Below are 16,417 nucleotides of genomic sequence, written 5' to 3' on the forward strand. Positions count from 1 at the left end.
CGGTCGTCGCCCGCGGTGGTCACAGGTGCCCCCGGTGTCCCTCGAACCTACTAATGACTTGCCGTCACCCTAATGCCAATGGAGCAGTGGCCGTGACCGGTTCGGGTGTTTGCCTCAGCGAATCGTACGGCGCCGCGCGACCGCGTACCCGGCTCCGCCGAGGAGGTAGCAGGCCGTCGCCGCGATGAGCAGGCCCGGCGAGCGGCCGTCGTCCGGGACCACCAGCGCGGCCAGCGAAACCGCCGCCACCTGCGTGATGTTGAAGAGCGTGTCGTACAGCGCGAACACCCGGCCGCGGGCTTCGTCGGCGACGTCGAGCTGGATCGACGAATCGACGCAGAGCTTCAGCACCTGCCCGGCGCCGGTGATGACGAACGACGCGAGCAGCGCCAGCGGCAGCACCATCGGCAGGCCCAGCGCCGACTGCGCGATCGCGGCCACCAGCAGCGAACCGAGCACCGCGCGCAGGCGGCCGAACTTCCGGACCAGCCGTGCGGTCAGCAGCCCGGCGATCAGGATGCCGGCGCCGGCGAGCGCTGCCATCTGCCCGAGCCCGGGCAGACCGGCGCGGAAGACCCCGTGGTCGGTGAAGTAGTTCCGCATCATCAGCACGGTGACCAGCAGCGACACCCCGAACGACGCCCGGTGCGCGAAAAGCGCGAGGAACCCGGCCGTGACGCTGGGTGCTCGCCACGCGTGGCGAGCACCGTCGGCCAGCCCGCGCGCGACGGCCAGCACGGGGTTCGGCGGTTCGTCGACCACCGACGGCCCGAGCACCCCGCGCGCGAACCCGCGCGCGATGAACGCCGAGACCAGGGTGCCGAGCACCGCGAACGCCGTGGTCTCGGCCGAGCCGACGTCGTTGCTGCCGAAGAGCGCGCGCAGCCCGATCGCGCAGCCGCCGCCGATGACGGCGATCGCCGAGCCGAGCGTCGTGGCGAAGGCGTTCGCCGTCACGACGCTCTCCTCTTCGACGACGTGCGGCAGCGACGCCGAAAGCCCGGAGCCGATGAAGCGTGAGATGCCTTCCGCGGCCAGAGCCAGCGAAAACAGGCCGATCCCACCGAACCCGAAGCCGACCGCGGCCGACGCCGCGACGATCGCCAGACCGCGCAGGAGGTTCGCGAAGATCAGGACTTTGCGCCGGTCCCAGCGGTCCAGCAGGGCACCGGCGAAGGGTCCGACGACGGAGTACGGGAGCAGCAGCGCGGCGAACCCACCGGCGATGGCCAGCGGATCAGCGGCACGTTCAGGGTTGAAGAGCACGGCCCCGGCGAGACCGGCGCGGAAGACGCCGTCACCCCAGCTCGCGGCGAAGCGCGTGAAGAGCAGACGGCGGAAGTCCGGGTCCTTGAGCAGCTCCCGCGGCCCTCTGCGCGTTGTCGCCGTTCGAGCGCTGATCGTCACGAAGCCAGATTAAGGCCCGGCCGTGGGACACGGGTCAAGACCTTCGGTCGTCGGCGCATCAGCGAAGACGGCGGAGCCGTCGAGCAAGAGGGGCCGGCGCACTCAGCCTCGCCTCTCGGCGGCTATGCGCAGTGTGGCTCCTGCCGGACGGTATTCCACAAAGGCGGTTCTTCAGTGAGCCCGGGGGACACGGAGTGCGCCGACCAGTGTTTCAAACGAGGCGGATGAGGCGATTGTTCCCGAGCCGAAGTAATTCGCCGGGCCAGAGGTGAGATCATGGGTCGCGTGCCAGCGGACGCCGAGGTTGAGCCGGGAACGCTCCTGGTCGCCGCCCCCACGATGGTCGACCCCAACTTCAAGCGGACCGTCGTGTTCGTCATCGATCACCGAGACGAAGGCACGCTCGGCGTGGTCCTGAACCGGCCAAGCGACGTCGCCGTGCACGACGTGCTGCCCACCTGGGGCGGGCACGTCGCCGAGCCGCAGGCGGTGTTCGTCGGCGGGCCGGTCGAGAAGAAGACGGCGCTGTGCCTGGCCGCGCTGCGCACCGGCGAGACGGCGGCGAGCGTGCCGGGGGTGATCGCGGTCCGCGGCCCGGTCGCGCTCGTCGATCTGGACACCGACCCCGAGGTGCTGGTACCGAAGGTCCGCGGCGTGCGCGTCTTCGCCGGGTACGCGGGCTGGGACTCGGGCCAGCTGGCCGGCGAGATCGAGCGGGACGACTGGGTCATCGTGCCCGCGCTGCCGAGCGACATCCTGGCCTCGCCCAGCGGCGACCTGTGGAGCCAGGTGCTGCGCCGCCAGGGCATCCCGCTCGCGCTGCTGGCCACCCACCCGGGCGACCTCCAGAGGAATTAAGCGTCTTCCTTCTTGAAGACGCCGCAGCCGCCGGCGCCGCACGCGCAGCCGCTGCAGCCGGCCGGCGCGGCCGGAGCCGGGGCGGGCACCGTCAGCGCGGCCCGGTTGCCGAGCACCCCGCCGCCCATGACCAGGACGAGCATGGCGAGCACGCCGGCGAGCGCCGCGGAGACCAGGCCGGCGGTCGTCGGCATCGCGAGCCCGGCCAGCCCGGTGAGCACGGAGATCGCACCCCCGGCCATGGTCGGCAGCGCCGCGACGCGGTTGGCCAGCTTGAAAGCTTCTTCGCTGCGCAACGCGGCCTGCGTGCGCACACCGGTGCCGCCTTCGCGCGTCAAGCGCTCACGGAAACCGAGGAACCCACCAAAGCCGACGAGCAGACCCAGCACGACCGGAACCAGCGCGATAGCGAACACGGGGTCAAGGATAAGCGTGACGTCCTGGCAACCTGCCGGATACCCTGATCGACTGTGCTACAGGCCATGTCACCGCGTGTACTGCCCACCGTGTTGGTCGCTGCTCTGATCGGGGGAATTCTCGCCGCCGCGCCGGCGAGTGCCACCGAGAGTCACCAGCGGCCCGTCCGGTTGCTCGGCGAGCAGATCGTCCCGAACGCCCTGCAGTTCCAGGGCACGACGGTCGGCGGCCTCTCGAGCATCGACTACGACCCGCGGACCGGCGGTTACGCGCTGATCTGCGACGACCGGTCGGCGATCAACCCCGCCCGCTTCTACACGGCGACCTTCCCGGTCTCCGCGAACGGCGTCGGCCCGGTCACCTTCACCGGCACGAAGCCGCTGCTGCGCCCGGACGGCACGCCGTACCCGCCGCTTGCGCAGAACGATCCGTCGAAGCCGCAGAACGAGCAGACGATCGACCCCGAAGAGCTGCGCGTCGACCCGTGGACCGGCGACTACTACTGGTCGCAGGAGGGCGAGCGGACGGCGACGACGCTGATCGACCCGTCGATCCGCGAGGCGCGCCGCGACGGTGAATACGTCCGCGACCTGCCGATCCCCGCGAACGAGAAGATGACGCCGACGGCCGGCCCGCGCCAGAACCTGGTCCTCGAGGGCATCACCTTCACCGGCTTCGGCGCGCTGCTGGCCAGCGACGTCGAGGGGCCGCTGCTGCAGGACGGCCCGGAATCGACCCGCACGACCGGTGGCGTCTCGCGGATCACGCTGCAGGGTCGCTACGGCCCGGTGCTGGCGCAGTACGCCTACCCGCAGGAGCCGCTTTTCGCGTCACCGGTGCCGGCCGGCGCGTTCGCCACCACCGGCGTGTCCTCGATGCTGGCCGTGGACCAGGCCGATCCGACGAAGTTCCTGATGATGGAGCGCTCGTTCGTCACCGGCGTCGGCAACAAGGTGCGCGTCTACGAGATCGACACGAAGGGCGCGACGAACGTCCTGAACGTCAAGTCCCTGGCCGACGCGAAGAACGTCAAGCCGGTGCAGAAGCGCCTGCTCTTCGACGCCGCCGACCTTGGGCTGTCCACTGTGGACAACCTGGAGGGCATGACGTGGGGCCCGAAGCTGCCGAACGGCGAGCGGAGCTTGATCATCGTCAGCGACAACAACTTCTCGGCCACCCAGGTCACCCAGTTCGTCGCACTGGCGGTCCCCGCGGAACGGCTTTGACCAGCAAGTTACGATGAAGGTATGAACACGGCTCGGCTGCTCCTTAGCCTGCCGCGCTGACCGGGCCCGGCCCGGCCGGCGCGGCGACCCCTCATGCCCTGGTGGCTGAGGGGTCGAGTTGTTTCTGGACGAGCTTGAAACGAAGGAAGACGGCGATGACCGAGACACCAGGGACCGACGTCCCGGCGCACCGCTACACGGCCGCGCTGGCGGGTCAGATCGAGCAGCGGTGGCAGGACCACTGGGCCGACCAGGGCACCTTCCACGCGCCCAACCCCGTCGGGCCGCTCGCCGTCGAGGGGCAGCCGGTGCCCAGCGACAAGCTGTTCGTCCAGGACATGTTCCCGTACCCGTCGGGCTCCGGCCTGCACGTCGGGCACCCGCTGGGCTTCATCAGCACCGACGTCTTCGCCCGGTACCACCGGATGATCGGGCGCAACGTGCTGCACACGATGGGCTTCGACGCGTTCGGCCTGCCGGCCGAGCAGTACGCGGTCCAGACCGGGCAGCACCCGCGCAAGACGACCGAGGAGAACATCCGGACCTACCTGCGCCAGATCCGGCGCCTGGGCCTGGGCCACGACGAACGCCGGCGCATCTCCACGATCGACCCCGAGTACTACCGCTGGACCCAGTGGATCTTCCTGCAGATCTTCAACTCCTGGTACGACACCGACGCGGGCAAGGCGCGCCCGATCGCCGAACTGGAGGCCGCCTTCGCCGACGGCTCGCGGTCCACGCCGGACGGCCGTGACTGGTCGGCGCTGAGCGCCGTCGAGCGGAAGAAGGTGATCGACGACCACCGGCTGGTGTACATCTCCGAAGCGCCGGTCAACTGGTGCCCGGGCCTGGGCACGGTGCTGTCGAACGAAGAGGTCACCGCCGACGGCCGCAGCGAACGCGGCAACTTCCCGGTCTTCCGCCGCAACCTGCGGCAGTGGATGATGCGGATCACCGCGTACGCCGATCGCCTGGTCGACGACCTGGACCTGCTGGACTGGCCGGAGAAGGTCAAGTCCATGCAGCGGAACTGGATCGGCCGCTCGCACGGCGCGCGCGTCACGTTCAAGGCCGGCGAAGACGCGATCGAGGTCTTCACGACCCGGCCGGACACGCTGTTCGGCGCCACGTACATGGTGCTGGCGCCGGAACACCCGCTGGTCGACAAGCTGACGGCTTCCACGTGGCCCGAGGACGTCGACTCCCGGTGGACCGGTGGCGCCGCGACGCCCGCCGACGCCATCAAGGAGTACCGCGTCGCCGCGTCGCGGAAGTCCGAGCTGGACCGGCAGGAGAACAAGGAGAAGACCGGCGTCTTCACCGGCGCGTACGCGACGAACCCGGTCAACGACAAGCAGATTCCGATCTTCGTCGCCGACTACGTGCTGATGGGCTACGGCACCGGCGCGATCATGGCCGTCCCCGGCCAGGACGTCCGCGACTGGGAGTTCGCCGAGAAGTTCGGGCTGGACATCATCCGGACCGTGCAGCCGTCCGAAGGTTTCGACGGCAAGGCGTACACGGGTGACGGACCGGCGATCAACTCGGGCTTCCTGGACGGCATGGACGTCGCCGAGGCCAAGAAGACGATCATCGAGAAGCTGGCCGAAGACGGCACCGGTGTCGGCACCGTCCAGTTCAAGCTGCGCGACTGGCTGTTCTCACGCCAGCGCTACTGGGGTGAGCCGTTCCCGGTCGTCTACGACGAAGACGGCGAAGTCCACGCCGTGCCCGAGTCGATGCTGCCGATCGAGCTGCCCGAGGTCGCCGACTACTCGCCGGTGACGTTCGACCCGGAGGACCGCGACTCGATGCCGTCGTCGCCGCTGGCGCGCGCGACCGACTGGGTCGAGGTCGAGCTGGACCTGGGCGACGGCCCGAAGACCTACCGCCGCGACATCAACACGATGCCGAACTGGGCGGGTTCGTGCTGGTACCAGCTGCGCTACGTGGACCCGACGAACACGGAGACGTTCTGCGCGCCGGAGAACGAGGCGTACTGGTTGGGCCCGCGCCCGGGTGAGCACGGCGCGGACGACACCGGCGGCGTCGACCTGTACGTCGGCGGCGTCGAGCACGCGGTGCTGCACCTGCTGTACTCGCGGTTCTGGCACAAGGTGCTGTTCGACCTGGGCCACGTGACGTCCAAGGAGCCGTACCGGAAGCTGTTCAACCAGGGCTACATCGAGGCGTACGCGTACACGGACGCGCGCGGTGTCTACGTCCCGGCCGAGCAGGTCGAGGAGCGCGACGGGAAGTACTTCTTCAACGGCGAAGAGGTCACCCAGGAGTACGGCAAGATGGGCAAGAGCCTGAAGAACGTCGTCACGCCGGACGAGATGGCCGAGAACTACGGCGCCGACACGTTCCGGTTCTACGAGATGGCGATGGGGCCGCTGGCCATGTCGCGCCCGTGGGCGACCAAGGACGTCGTGGGCGCGCACCGGTTCCTGCAGCGGCTGTGGCGCCTGGTCGTCGACGAGGCGACCGGCGAGCTGCGAGTGTCCACTGAGGACGCTTCGGAGGCGGATCGCAAGGTGCTGCACAAGACCATCGCGGGCGTCCGCGAGGACTACGCGGAGATGCGGTTCAACACGGCCGGCGCGAAGCTGATCGAGCTGAACAACCACGTCACCAAGGTGTACGGCGCCGCGGCGTCGACCCCACGCGAGCTGGCCGAGCCGCTGGTGCTGATGCTGGCGCCGCTGGCCCCGCACCTGGCCGAGGAGCTGTGGCACCGGCTGGGCCACGCGGATTCGCTGGTGCAGGGCCCGTTCCCGGTGGTCGACGAGAAGTACCTGGTCGAGGACTCCGTCGAGTACCCGATCCAGGTCAACGGCAAGGTCCGCTCCCGCGTCACCGTGCCGGCTTCCGCGTCGTCGGACGACGTCCAGGCGGCGGCGCTGGCGGACGAAAAGGTCGCGGCGATGGTCGGCGAGGGCTCGCCGCGCAAGGTGATCGTGGTGCCGGGGCGGCTGGTCAACATCGTCCTGTAGCACGCTGTCGGAAAGCCGCCGGTGCTTTCCGCGGGTTCCCGATTTGATTGAGCAGTCAATGAAAACGGCTCGATCAAAGGAGAACCGGGGATGACCCTCGACGGCAAGGTGGCGCTGGTGACGGGCGGCAGCCGCGGCATCGGCGCGGCCACGGCACTGCGGCTCGCCGAGGACGGCGCGGACGTCGCGCTGACCTGACCAGGGCGTTGGCGCGTGAGCTGGGCCCGCGCGGCATCACGGTCAACCTGGTCCACCCGGGTCCGACGGACACGGACATGAACCCGGCCGACGGCCCGTACGCGGCCGACCAGGCCGCGATGACGGCGTTCGACCGCTACGGCACGCCGTCGGAAGTGGCGTCCGCGGTGTCCTACCTGGCTGCGCCGAGCAGCGCGTACGTGACGGCGGCGGTGCTTTCGGTGGACGGCGGCCACGCGGCTTAGCCGGAGTAGAGCCCGATCTCCCGGGCGAGGTCGATGAGCATGGCCTCGAACAGGACGTCCGGCTTGGACATCGGGATCGGGTAGTTGCCGAAGACCTCGAGCGTGACGTGCCCGTAGAGCCGGGCCCAGAACTGGATCATCAGGTACGTCACGCCGAGGTCGATCTTCTCCACCGGCACGGCCCGGTCGGACTCGGCGAGCACGGCGACCAGGGACTCCTGGAACGTCTTGAGGTCGTCCCGCAGCTCGTCGGGCACCCCGCTGGCGGACGGCAGCACGATGTCGGTCCGCGCGAGCACCCGCCCGGCGGCGGCCAGGAAGATGCGTCCGAAGGGCTCGTCGACCCGGCTCAACGCACTGCCGGCCGTCGATCCGACCCCGCCGGTCGGCGAGGCGAAGACGAGCGTGAATTCCTTCGTGTGGGTGAGCGCCCAGCGCCGGAAGCCCTTGCAGATCGCGAAGAGCTGCAGAATACCGTCGTCGGGCAGGTCGGCGATGTCCCCGGCGAGCTCGTCGGCGAGGTCGGCGCAGACGTCCAGCCGCAGGTTCTCGACGAGGTCGTCCCGCGACTCGTAGTACCGGTAGAGCGCGGGCGCGGTGATCCCCAGCTCCCGAGCGATGGCACGCAGCGTGACCGCCTCCGGCCCCTGCTCGACGAGCAGCTTCCGGGCGGTCCGCCGGATGTCCTGTTCGGTAGCCGCACGCGCGCGACCCCTCCGCGTGGGGTGGCTCATCCGAACAGTCTAGGTGCTTGCTACGACAACTCCTGCATCAACGCGATCTCCGCCGTAACGAAAAGGTGCAGCTCAGGCCCGCGCCTCGAGAGTGCTCGACACGGCTTCCGCCACTCCGCGCCCGCGACGGCGCCGAGCGGGCCGCCCGGCACGAAGAGCCGAACCGCCCGCGACTGTCGGTGCCGTGTGCCACACTCGGTCGCCGTACGGCTACTGACGTGAACGGGGGAGGTTCGCGTGTCGAACCCTGAGCAGCTGATCGCGGACTTCGAAACCCGAGGTCGACCACGCGGGCAACCTCGTCGGCCTCGAAATCGGCATGAGCGTGCGCGACAAGCCGGACCTGGCCGAGGAAATCCTCCGCACCGTCAAGGCCGCGCAGAGCCGGCTCGCCGCGGCGGTGCGGGCCGGCGTCACCGACCCGGTCGGCCCGGAAGTGCTGAACGAGCTGGTCAGCCGCCTCGAGCAGGCGTTCCCGGCGCCCGCACCGGAAGGGTTCGCCGCCCCGCCGGCTCCGCTGCGCAACGACGGCGACCGGTTCGTGCCGGAAGAGGTCCGCCAGCCGCCACCGGAGCCGCCGCGCGCACCGCGCCCGTCGGCCGACGACGGCCGTGACGACGACTACTTCAGCGACGGCGATTACCTGCGCTGAAGCGCGGACGAGGGAGGGGAACCATGGCCGGACCAGCTGGCCCCGGCTTCGCGGTCGATCCGCAGGAGCTGCGGGAGCACCGCGCGCACATCGAGGCGATCACCGACCGGATCGACCGCTGCAAGGAGGCCGCCCAGTCGACCGAGCACCCTGAGGCGTTCGGCCGCTCGGCATGCCGCTCGCCGCGATCTGTGCCGTCGCCCAGCAGGTGGCGGAGATCGCGATCGAATCGGCGTCGACGTCGTCGTACGACCATTCGACCCGCATCCAGCTCTGGCAGCAGCTGAAGGAAGCCGACGAGACGGAGTTCAAGGACCTGTTCAAGGTGGAGGACTGAGCGGTGGCCGAAAACCCGTTGATCAAGACGGACGCGGCGGACGACTGCAAGGTTTGGGAAGGTGCGGGTCTCGTCCAGGACTTCCTGGACGCGGGCGCCGCCGTCGCCGACGGCAACTGGACCGAGGGCCTGGTGAACGCCGCGTTCGGTCGGTGCGCAAGCCGGTCCGTGACGAGCTGGTCATCGACGCAGCCGGGATCTCGCGGGTGATCGGCGGGGTCGTCTGGGCCGTGCGGTGGGACGAGCTGGGCGCGGCGTCGGTCGTCGAGAGCACGGAGAAGCACGGCGGCCGCCAGATCGTGCTCGCCCCGGCTCGGGACGGGTTCGAAAGCCGGCACCAGAGCCTGGTCCCCCTCGGCCGCGGGGATTACGTGGTGGCGGGGATCCGGCTGTACGAACCGGAAGTCCCGCGGGTGCGCGAGGCGCTGGCGAAGCACATCGGCGTCGAGGTCGAGCGCGTCGCCGCCCCGCAGGTGCCCGCACCACCGCCGATCCCGGCAGCCGTGCCGGACTGGGTTCCGCCGCCCCTCGAACCGACCGGTGCCGTCGAGATCCACGTGAACGCGTGGAACCGGGTGCTGCTGCGCTGGGTTCAGCTGTTCGCCCTGATGATCGAGCTGGGACTCGGCGCCGCGATCGAATTCGGCCCGCGCGAGGTCCGCACGGCGTGCATCGTCGTCTTCGTGGTCGTCTTCGGCGCTACGACGTGGTTGGAGCTCGGGGAACGGCAGAGCCGTGCCCGGAAGCACCGCGTCACCCTGACGCTGTCGGCCGCCGGGATCCGCTGGACGACCTACTACCGGCGGATCGTCGTTTCCAGGCCGGAAATCGCCGAGCTGCGGACGCCGACGCGACTGCTCGAGTTCCGCCCGGCGAACGACGACTTCCCGCTCACGCGCCCGGATCTCGAGCGGCTGCGGCAGGACGACGGCTGGTACCGGCTGCCGCTTGCGCTGAGCGCGACGGCGTCGAAGGAATTCGACGCGCAGATCGGCGACGTGCTCCCCGGCGGCGTGCGGCTGACCGTCGGCTGAGCAGGGGCGCCGCCGACGCCGATCACTCGGGGGGCTACGTGATCGGCGCCGGCGACCCGATGCCCTGCCCGGCTGGCGCCGGTTGGGGCAACGCCACCACGTCTCGCGTGATGACGCACCAGGAGAGCGGGACCGGTCCGTGAAGTGACGGCCGGGGGAATCACATCCCCCGATCGAGTGACGGGCATCCGCTGCTCGCATGATTGTCGCACTCAACGCCGGATAAGTTACAAAAACCTTCACTTTCCTCTTGCGTACCCTTCCCGACCTGGCCGGACGGGTTTCGTGGCACAGTGCGGGGATGAACTCCGACGTCCTCGTTGTGGGATCCGCCAATGCCGACCTCGTCGTCGCGGTCGACCGGCGGCCGGGCGGCGGCGAGACGGTGCTGGGCGGCGACACCGTGGTCTCGCCGGGTGGCAAGGGCGCCAACACGGCGGTCGCCGCGGGACGGCTCGGGGCGGACGTCGCACTCCTCGGTGCCGTCGGGGACGATTCCTACGGTCGGCTATTGCTCGATTCGCTGCGCGCCGCGGGCGTCGACACCGGGTTGGTCCGGACCAGTGAGCGGCCGACCGGCATCGCCTACATCACCGTCACCCCGGACGGCGAGAACGCCATCCTCGTCTCCCCCGGCGCCAACTCGAGCGTCGAGCCCGGCGACGTCGACGCCGTCTTCGACGGGGTCGAGATCATGGTCGCCTCGCTCGAGGTGCCGCTGCCGACCGTCGAGCACGCGGTCGCGCGGGCCGCCGAACACGGCGTCAAGGTGCTGCTGAACCTGTCGCCGGCGGCGAAGCTCGCCCCGGAGACGCTGGCCAGGCTCGACGTCCTGCTGGTCAACGAACACGAAGCCGCCTGGCTCACCGGGCCCGGCGCGGACTTCCGGAAGCTGCTGGACCTCGGGCCGCGTGCCGCCGTCGTCACGCTCGGCGCGGCGGGTGCGGTCGTGGTGGCGAAGGACGGCACGACCGAGGTCGAGTCGCCGAAGGTCGAGGCCGTCGACACCACCGGTGCCGGGGACGCCTTCGCGGGCGCGCTCGCGGCGTCCCTCGCCGACGGGGCCGACCTCGTCTCCGCGGCTCAGCGCGCGGTGCGCGTCGCGGCCTTCAGCGTGACGCGGCACGGCGCGCAGCCGTCCTACCCGACCGCCGCCGACCTGGGGGAATGATCATCCGGCCGCGTGTTGCACCTCACATGGGCGATTCGTTCGGTTCGGCCTGGTGGCGTGGCTACGCCGCTCAGCTGAGGGCGATCGCGGACGCGCGTCGGCCCGACCGCCTCGCGATCATGCCGCTCGACGAAACCCTGAAGGCGCTCGGCAAGCAGACCGAAGTCGACGAAGGCGTCTACGACGTCCCGCTGGAGGGCATCGTCGGCACGGTCGCCCGCGCCGGCGACTTCGACCGTGAGTTCCGGCCGCGCAACCGGGCGCTGCGTGATCGCTGGGAGCGCCTCACGCGGACGTCGGCCGACCTGCCGCCGGTACGGCTCGTACGCCTGTCCGACATGTTCTTCGTCGACGACGGCCACCACCGCGTCGCCATCGCGCGCGCCCGCGGTGCCACGACCATCCGCGCGCGAGTGCGCTGGATCAGCACGGTCGCCTGCGCGCTGCGCTGCCTGACGCTCGCGGACCTGCCGTCGAAGAGCGCCGAGCGGATGTTCCTCGAGCGCGTCCCGCTGCCGGACGACGTCCGCCTCGGGCTCTGGCTCGACGACCTGGTCGACTGGTTCCGGCTCGCCGACTCGGCCGAGGCCTGGGGTTTCCGCCGTATGCTGGCCGGACGGCCGGTGCGCAGCCGCGGCGAACTGGCCGAAGCCTGGTGGCACGAGGAGGTCCGGCCGGTGCTCGAACAGGTGCGTCAGCGAGGCTTGTGCCCGCCACCACGAGATATCCAGACCTACTTGAGCTATGGTCTAGACCATGTCTGAGCTTGATGCCGCCTCCGCTGAGAAGCGCACGTCGGCGGAGTCTCTGTCCGGGGTCGCCGTCAGCCCCGGCCGCGCGAGTGGTCCCGTCGTCCGCGTCGCGGAGCCGCTCGGTGAGCCCGCCGCCACTCCGGCCCCGGCCGATCCCGCCGCCGAAGCCGCCCGGATCCAGCCCGCCGCCGCGATCGTCGCCGGCCGGCTCGAGAAGCAGGCCGAGACCGCCACCGGCGAGGCCGCGACGATCCTCATCACCACCGCCGCGATGGCGGCCGACCCGGCGCTCGCGTCGCAGGCCGAACAGCTGGTCAAGACGCAGGGGCTGCCCGCCGCACGAGCCGTGTACCAGGCCGCGGAAGGCTTCGCCGAAGCGCTGGCCGCCGCGGGCGGGTACATGGCGGAGCGCGTCCGCGATGTCCGCGACGTGCGCGACCGGCTGATCGCCGAGCTGCTCGGCATCGCGCCGCCGGGGGTGCCCGAGCTGGCGTCGCCGAGCGTGCTGGTCGCGCGCGACCTCGCCCCGGCCGACACCGCGGGCCTCGACCCGGCGAAGGTGCTCGCCCTGGTCACCGAGGAAGGCGGCCCGACGAGTCACACCGCGATCCTCGCGCGAGCGCTGGGCATCCCGGCCGTCGTCGCGGTGCGCGGACTGCTGAAGCTGGACGCGCAAGCGCTTGCGGTCGACGGCGACGCGGGCACGGTCGAGGTCGCGGACCCGTCGGCACCGGTTGTGACGGCGACGGTGGCGCAGCTGGCCGAGTGGAACGGCACGGGCTCGACGTCCGACGGTCACCGCGTGAAGGTCTACGGCAACGTCGGTTCCCCGGCCGACGCCCAGGCCGCGGCCGACGCGGGCGCCGAGGGTGTCGGCCTGTTCCGCACCGAGTTCTGCTACCTGGACGCTTCGGACGAACCGTCGGTGGCCGAGCAGCGCGCGGCGTACACGGCGGTGCTTTCGCCGTTCCGCGGCAAGCCGGTGATCGTGCGGACGTTGGACGCGGGCGCCGACAAGCCGCTGGCGTTCCTTTCGCCGGAAGCCGAGCCGAACCCGGCGCTCGGAGTGCGCGGGCTGCGCGTGGCGTTCGACCGTCCCGAGATCCTGGACCGCCAGCTCGAGGCGATCGCGGGCGCGGCGGAGGATTCGGGCGCCGAGGTCTCGGTGATGGCCCCGATGGTCGCGACGGTCTCCGAAGCGACTTGGTTCGCCGAGCGGGTTCGCGCGGCGGGCATCGCCCGGGCGGGCGTGATGATCGAGATCCCGGCGGCGGCGCTGAGCGCCCGCGAGATCCTGGAAGCGGTCGACTTCGTCTCGGTGGGCACGAACGACCTGGCGCAGTACACGTTCGCGGCCGACCGCCAGCTCGGCGCGGTGGCGAAGCTCAACGACCCGTGGCAGCCGGGCCTGCTACGCCTCCTGAAGCTGATCGGCGACGCGGCCAAGGCAACGGGCAAGCCGGCGGGCGTGTGCGGCGAAGCGGCGGCGGACCCGCGGCTGGCGCTGGTCCTGGCGGGTCTCGGCCTGACGAGCCTGTCGATGAACGCCCCGGCGATCCGCACAGTCGGCGCGAGCCTGGCTTCGACGACGCTCGCGGAGTGCGAGGCGCTCGCAGAGGCGGCGTTGGCAACCTCGGACCCAGCGGCAGCCCGCGCGGCGGCTCGCCCCTGAGAGTGGCTGGCCCTGACCGGCGGCTGGTTCCTGACGCCGCGCGGGTGGCCCTGACTGCGGCTCGCTCCTGACCGCGGCCGGCAGGTGATCCGCGGCTTCGGCGATCCGCGGCAGCCCGGCAGCCCGGCCGCATGGGGGTGAGGGCCGGGCAGGAAATCTCGCTGCCCCGCTCGGCAGCCGTACCTGCCCGCGCGAGCGGCGGACTTGGGCCAAATCCCCGCTCCCGCAGGGGCGCCCCCCACTTTCAGTCTATCGGTCATCACCGACGGTGCTGATCTGTGCGAACCTGAACGCGCGGAGTTGTCCCCAATGCACGAGGGGTGTGGACAACCTGACGCAACGCCGTGAAGGCCGCCGCGACCAGGCGGCCTTCACGGCTTTCCGGCCAAAAGAACGCCGGCTGTCGATTTCGGGGTCGCTCGCTCGACGGAGTGGTGAGAGCACCACCGAGCCGAGAGGAAGCAGCCATGACCATCACCGCCGAAGCGCCGGCCGGACCGGCTGGACCGGCTGGACCGGCTGGACCGGCCGAGACGGCCGAGACGGCGAGGGCCGGGCGCCGGGAGTGGGTCGGCCTCGCCGTGCTCGCCCTGCCCACTCTGCTCGTCTCGCTCGACGTCTTCGTCCTCGTTCTCGCGCTGCCGAAGCTCGCCGCGAGCCTGCACGCCGATGGCACCCAGCAGCTGTGGATCATGGACACCTACGGTTTCATGGTCGCCGGGTTCATGGTCACCATGGGGACCCTCGGCGACCGGATCGGCCGCCGGAAGCTGCTGCTGATCGGGGCCGCCGCCTTCGGGATCGCTTCCGTCGTCGCCGCCTTCTCCACCAGTCCCGGCATGCTCATCGCCGCACGGGCCGTGCTCGGGGTCGCGGGGGCGACGCTCGCTCCGTCGACGCTTTCGCTCATCGGGACCCTCTTCAAGAACCCGCAGCAGCGCGCCCAGGCCATCGGGATCTGGGCCGGCTGCTTCACCGTCGGCGCCATCATCGGCCCGATGGTCGGCGGCTTCCTCCTCGAGCACTTCTGGTGGGGCTCGGTCTTCCTGCTCGGCGTGCCCGCCATGGTCCTGCTGCTCGCCATCGGCCCGAAGCTGCTGCCCGAGTACCGCGACGAGCAGGCCGGACGGCTCGACTTCCCCAGCGTCGCGCTCTCGCTCGCCGCCATCCTGCCCGCCGTCTACGGCGTCAAGGAACTGGCTCGCGACGGCGTCCACCCCGTTCCCGTGGTCGCTCTCGCCGCCGGCCTGGCCGTCGGGTACGTCTTCGTGAAGCGGCAACGCGCCCTGAAGGACCCTCTGGTCGACTTCAGCCTCTTCTCCGCGAAGGCGTTCCGCACCGCGCTCGGCGGGATGCTCCTGTTCAGCATGCTCGGCGGCACCACGATGCTGTTCGGCGCGCAGTTCCTGCAGGTCGCGCAGCACCTTTCGCCGGTCGGCGCCGCGCTCGGGCTGCTGCCCGGGATGGCCGCCTCGACCGTCAGCTTCCTCGTCGCGCCCGTTCTCGCGCGCCGGGTGAAGGTGAACGTCCTGATCGCCGGTGGGGTCGCCCTCGCCGCGGCCGGCATGGTGATCCTCGCGCTCGTCGAGCCCGCGGCCGGGCCGGCGTGGCTCGCGCTCGGGTTCGCCGTGACGTCGACGGGAGTCGGGCCGATGGTCGCGCTGGGCACCGATCTCGTCGTCGGCTCGGTTCCGCAGCGCAAGGCCGGCGCCGCCGCTTCGCTGGCCCAGACCGTCAACGAGTTCGGCTACGCCTTCGGCATCGCGACCGTCGGGACCCTGGGCAACGCCGTCGCCCGGGTGCACGGTCTTCCCAGCGGGCTGCACGTCGTCGCCGGGCTCGCCGCCGCCGCGTTCGCGGTCCTCGTCTGGTTCGTCGCGCGGAACCTCCGGGGCGCCTGAAAGCGCGAAGGCCTCCTCACCCGATGCCTGGGTGAGGAGGCCTTCTTGACGCGGGGGCAGAGGGACCCCGGCTAGCCGAACAGCCCGCGCCGCGGGTGCCGGATGACCAGCGAGCCGCCGTGGACCCGGCCGCTCAGCACGAAGCGCGGGTTTCCCAGGTGCCCGTTGCTGCGCGTCTTGTCCTCGAGCGAGCCGAACTTGACGTCGGTGATCGAGTTGACGTCGATCGCCGCGTGCTCGGGGATGATCACCTCGACCGAGCCCCACTTGGCGTCCAGCTCGATGTGCACCACCGGCGACTGCACCTGGGCCTCGGTGAAGTCGAGCTTCGTCGAGCCGTACTTGTTCCGCACGACCATCTCGGGCGGCACCACCCACGGCCCGCTGCGGACCAGCGACGAGTACTTCGCGTTGAGCTCGAACCGGTGCCCGGGCGAGTAACCGCCGTAGCCCGCCGGCGGCGGCGCGTACGACGGCGCGGCGGCCATGGCGGCCGCCGGGTGGTAGAGCCCGGCGAGGTCGGCCAGCACGGCGTTCAGCTCGCCGCGGGTCCGGGACGCCAGCGCGCGGTCGGTGCGCTCGGTGAACTCGTCCAGGTCGATCATGCCCCGGCCGATCGCCTTCTGCAGTACCCCGACGACGTGCTCGCGCTCGTCGTCGGACACCCGAAGATCGCGCTCGCTCAACGGCTTGGTTTCGGTCACCGGTTCCGCCGCCGCGGTCTCTTCCTCGCCCATGCCCATGATGGTAGAACCGGATTTCACCAGGGAGATCGGGGGAAAACCCTGAACGGACCCGGATTCCGCGGCGCCGCCCT

The 16,417-nt window shown here is 70.9% G+C and carries 15 protein-coding genes and 1 pseudogene; 12 read left to right on the forward strand and 4 right to left on the reverse strand.

Going from position 1 to position 16,417, the window contains the following annotated elements:
* Positions 1 to 114 precede the first annotated feature (114 nt).
* Positions 115 to 1,407, reverse strand: a complete 1,293-nt coding sequence (locus OG738_RS11625; protein WP_329053539.1) for an MFS transporter — start codon at positions 1,405 to 1,407, stop codon at positions 115 to 117.
* A 276-nt stretch (positions 1,408 to 1,683) separates the two neighbouring features.
* On the opposite strand from OG738_RS11625, the gene OG738_RS11630 reads away from it, so the two are divergent.
* A complete protein-coding gene (locus OG738_RS11630; protein ID WP_329053540.1) occupies positions 1,684 to 2,265 on the forward strand; it encodes a YqgE/AlgH family protein in 582 nt (193 codons plus the stop codon).
* Here the strand turns inward: OG738_RS11630 and OG738_RS11635 are convergent.
* Positions 2,262 to 2,681, reverse strand: a complete 420-nt coding sequence (locus tag OG738_RS11635) for an SdpI family protein (RefSeq protein ID WP_284743462.1) — start codon at positions 2,679 to 2,681, stop codon at positions 2,262 to 2,264. The two genes, OG738_RS11630 and OG738_RS11635, sit on opposite strands and share 4 nt — an antisense overlap.
* Positions 2,682 to 2,747: 66 nt before the next feature.
* Between OG738_RS11635 and OG738_RS11640 the strand changes: the two genes are divergently transcribed.
* The 4 genes and pseudogenes from OG738_RS11640 to OG738_RS11650 all read left to right on the forward strand — a co-directional run.
* Positions 2,748 to 3,908 carry an esterase-like activity of phytase family protein gene (locus OG738_RS11640; protein WP_329053542.1) on the forward strand — a complete coding sequence of 387 codons (1,161 nt, stop codon included), beginning with the start codon at positions 2,748 to 2,750 and terminating at the stop codon, positions 3,906 to 3,908.
* 155 nt (positions 3,909 to 4,063) lie between these two features.
* Complete coding sequence (gene leuS / locus OG738_RS11645) at positions 4,064 to 6,904, forward strand: leucine--tRNA ligase (protein ID WP_329053543.1); 2,841 nt, start codon at positions 4,064 to 4,066, stop codon at positions 6,902 to 6,904.
* A gap of 90 nt (positions 6,905 to 6,994) precedes the next feature.
* Positions 6,995 to 7,102, forward strand: a complete 108-nt coding sequence (locus OG738_RS44655; protein WP_442875890.1) for an SDR family NAD(P)-dependent oxidoreductase — start codon at positions 6,995 to 6,997, stop codon at positions 7,100 to 7,102.
* A pseudogene (locus tag OG738_RS11650) lies at positions 7,099 to 7,347 on the forward strand (SDR family oxidoreductase); the annotation flags it as partial. The gene OG738_RS44655 and the pseudogene OG738_RS11650, both read left to right, overlap by 4 nt.
* Here the strand turns inward: OG738_RS11650 and OG738_RS11655 are convergent.
* Positions 7,344 to 8,081 (reverse strand): TetR/AcrR family transcriptional regulator, encoded by a 738-nt coding sequence (locus tag OG738_RS11655; protein ID WP_329053544.1) that lies wholly within the window; start codon positions 8,079 to 8,081, stop codon positions 7,344 to 7,346. The pseudogene OG738_RS11650 and the gene OG738_RS11655 sit on opposite strands and share 4 nt — an antisense overlap.
* A gap of 319 nt (positions 8,082 to 8,400) precedes the next feature.
* Between OG738_RS11655 and OG738_RS11660 the strand changes: the two genes are divergently transcribed.
* The 7 genes from OG738_RS11660 to OG738_RS11690 all read left to right on the forward strand — a co-directional run bounded on the left by OG738_RS11660 (position 8,401) and on the right by OG738_RS11690 (position 15,600).
* Entirely contained in the window at positions 8,401 to 8,733 is a 333-nt protein-coding gene (locus OG738_RS11660; RefSeq protein WP_329053546.1) for a hypothetical protein, read from the forward strand.
* A 172-nt stretch (positions 8,734 to 8,905) separates the two neighbouring features.
* Complete coding sequence (locus tag OG738_RS11665; RefSeq protein WP_329053548.1) at positions 8,906 to 9,070, forward strand: hypothetical protein; 165 nt, start codon at positions 8,906 to 8,908, stop codon at positions 9,068 to 9,070.
* 152 nt (positions 9,071 to 9,222) lie between these two features.
* Entirely contained in the window at positions 9,223 to 10,104 is an 882-nt protein-coding gene (locus tag OG738_RS11670; RefSeq protein ID WP_329053550.1) for a hypothetical protein, read from the forward strand.
* Positions 10,105 to 10,405: 301 nt separating this feature from the next.
* The gene (locus OG738_RS11675; RefSeq protein WP_329053551.1) at positions 10,406 to 11,275 is read left to right on the forward strand and encodes a ribokinase; all 870 of its coding nucleotides are present in this window, start codon (positions 10,406 to 10,408) and stop codon (positions 11,273 to 11,275) included.
* Between the two features lie 26 nt (positions 11,276 to 11,301).
* The gene (locus OG738_RS11680; protein WP_329053552.1) at positions 11,302 to 12,039 is read left to right on the forward strand and encodes a hypothetical protein; all 738 of its coding nucleotides are present in this window, start codon (positions 11,302 to 11,304) and stop codon (positions 12,037 to 12,039) included.
* Entirely contained in the window at positions 12,032 to 13,699 is a 1,668-nt protein-coding gene (ptsP, locus tag OG738_RS11685; RefSeq protein ID WP_329053553.1) for a phosphoenolpyruvate--protein phosphotransferase, read from the forward strand. Before OG738_RS11680 ends, ptsP begins: the two co-directional genes overlap by 8 nt.
* A 467-nt stretch (positions 13,700 to 14,166) precedes the next feature.
* Complete coding sequence (locus tag OG738_RS11690) at positions 14,167 to 15,600, forward strand: MFS transporter (protein WP_329053554.1); 1,434 nt, start codon at positions 14,167 to 14,169, stop codon at positions 15,598 to 15,600.
* A gap of 71 nt (positions 15,601 to 15,671) precedes the next feature.
* Here the strand turns inward: OG738_RS11690 and OG738_RS11695 are convergent, their stop codons facing one another.
* Entirely contained in the window at positions 15,672 to 16,337 is a 666-nt protein-coding gene (locus OG738_RS11695) for a DUF1707 SHOCT-like domain-containing protein (RefSeq protein ID WP_329053556.1), read from the reverse strand.
* Positions 16,338 to 16,417: the final 80 nt, after the last annotated feature.

Source organism: Amycolatopsis sp. NBC_01488, assembly GCF_036227105.1.
Lineage (GTDB): Bacteria > Actinomycetota > Actinomycetes > Mycobacteriales > Pseudonocardiaceae > Amycolatopsis.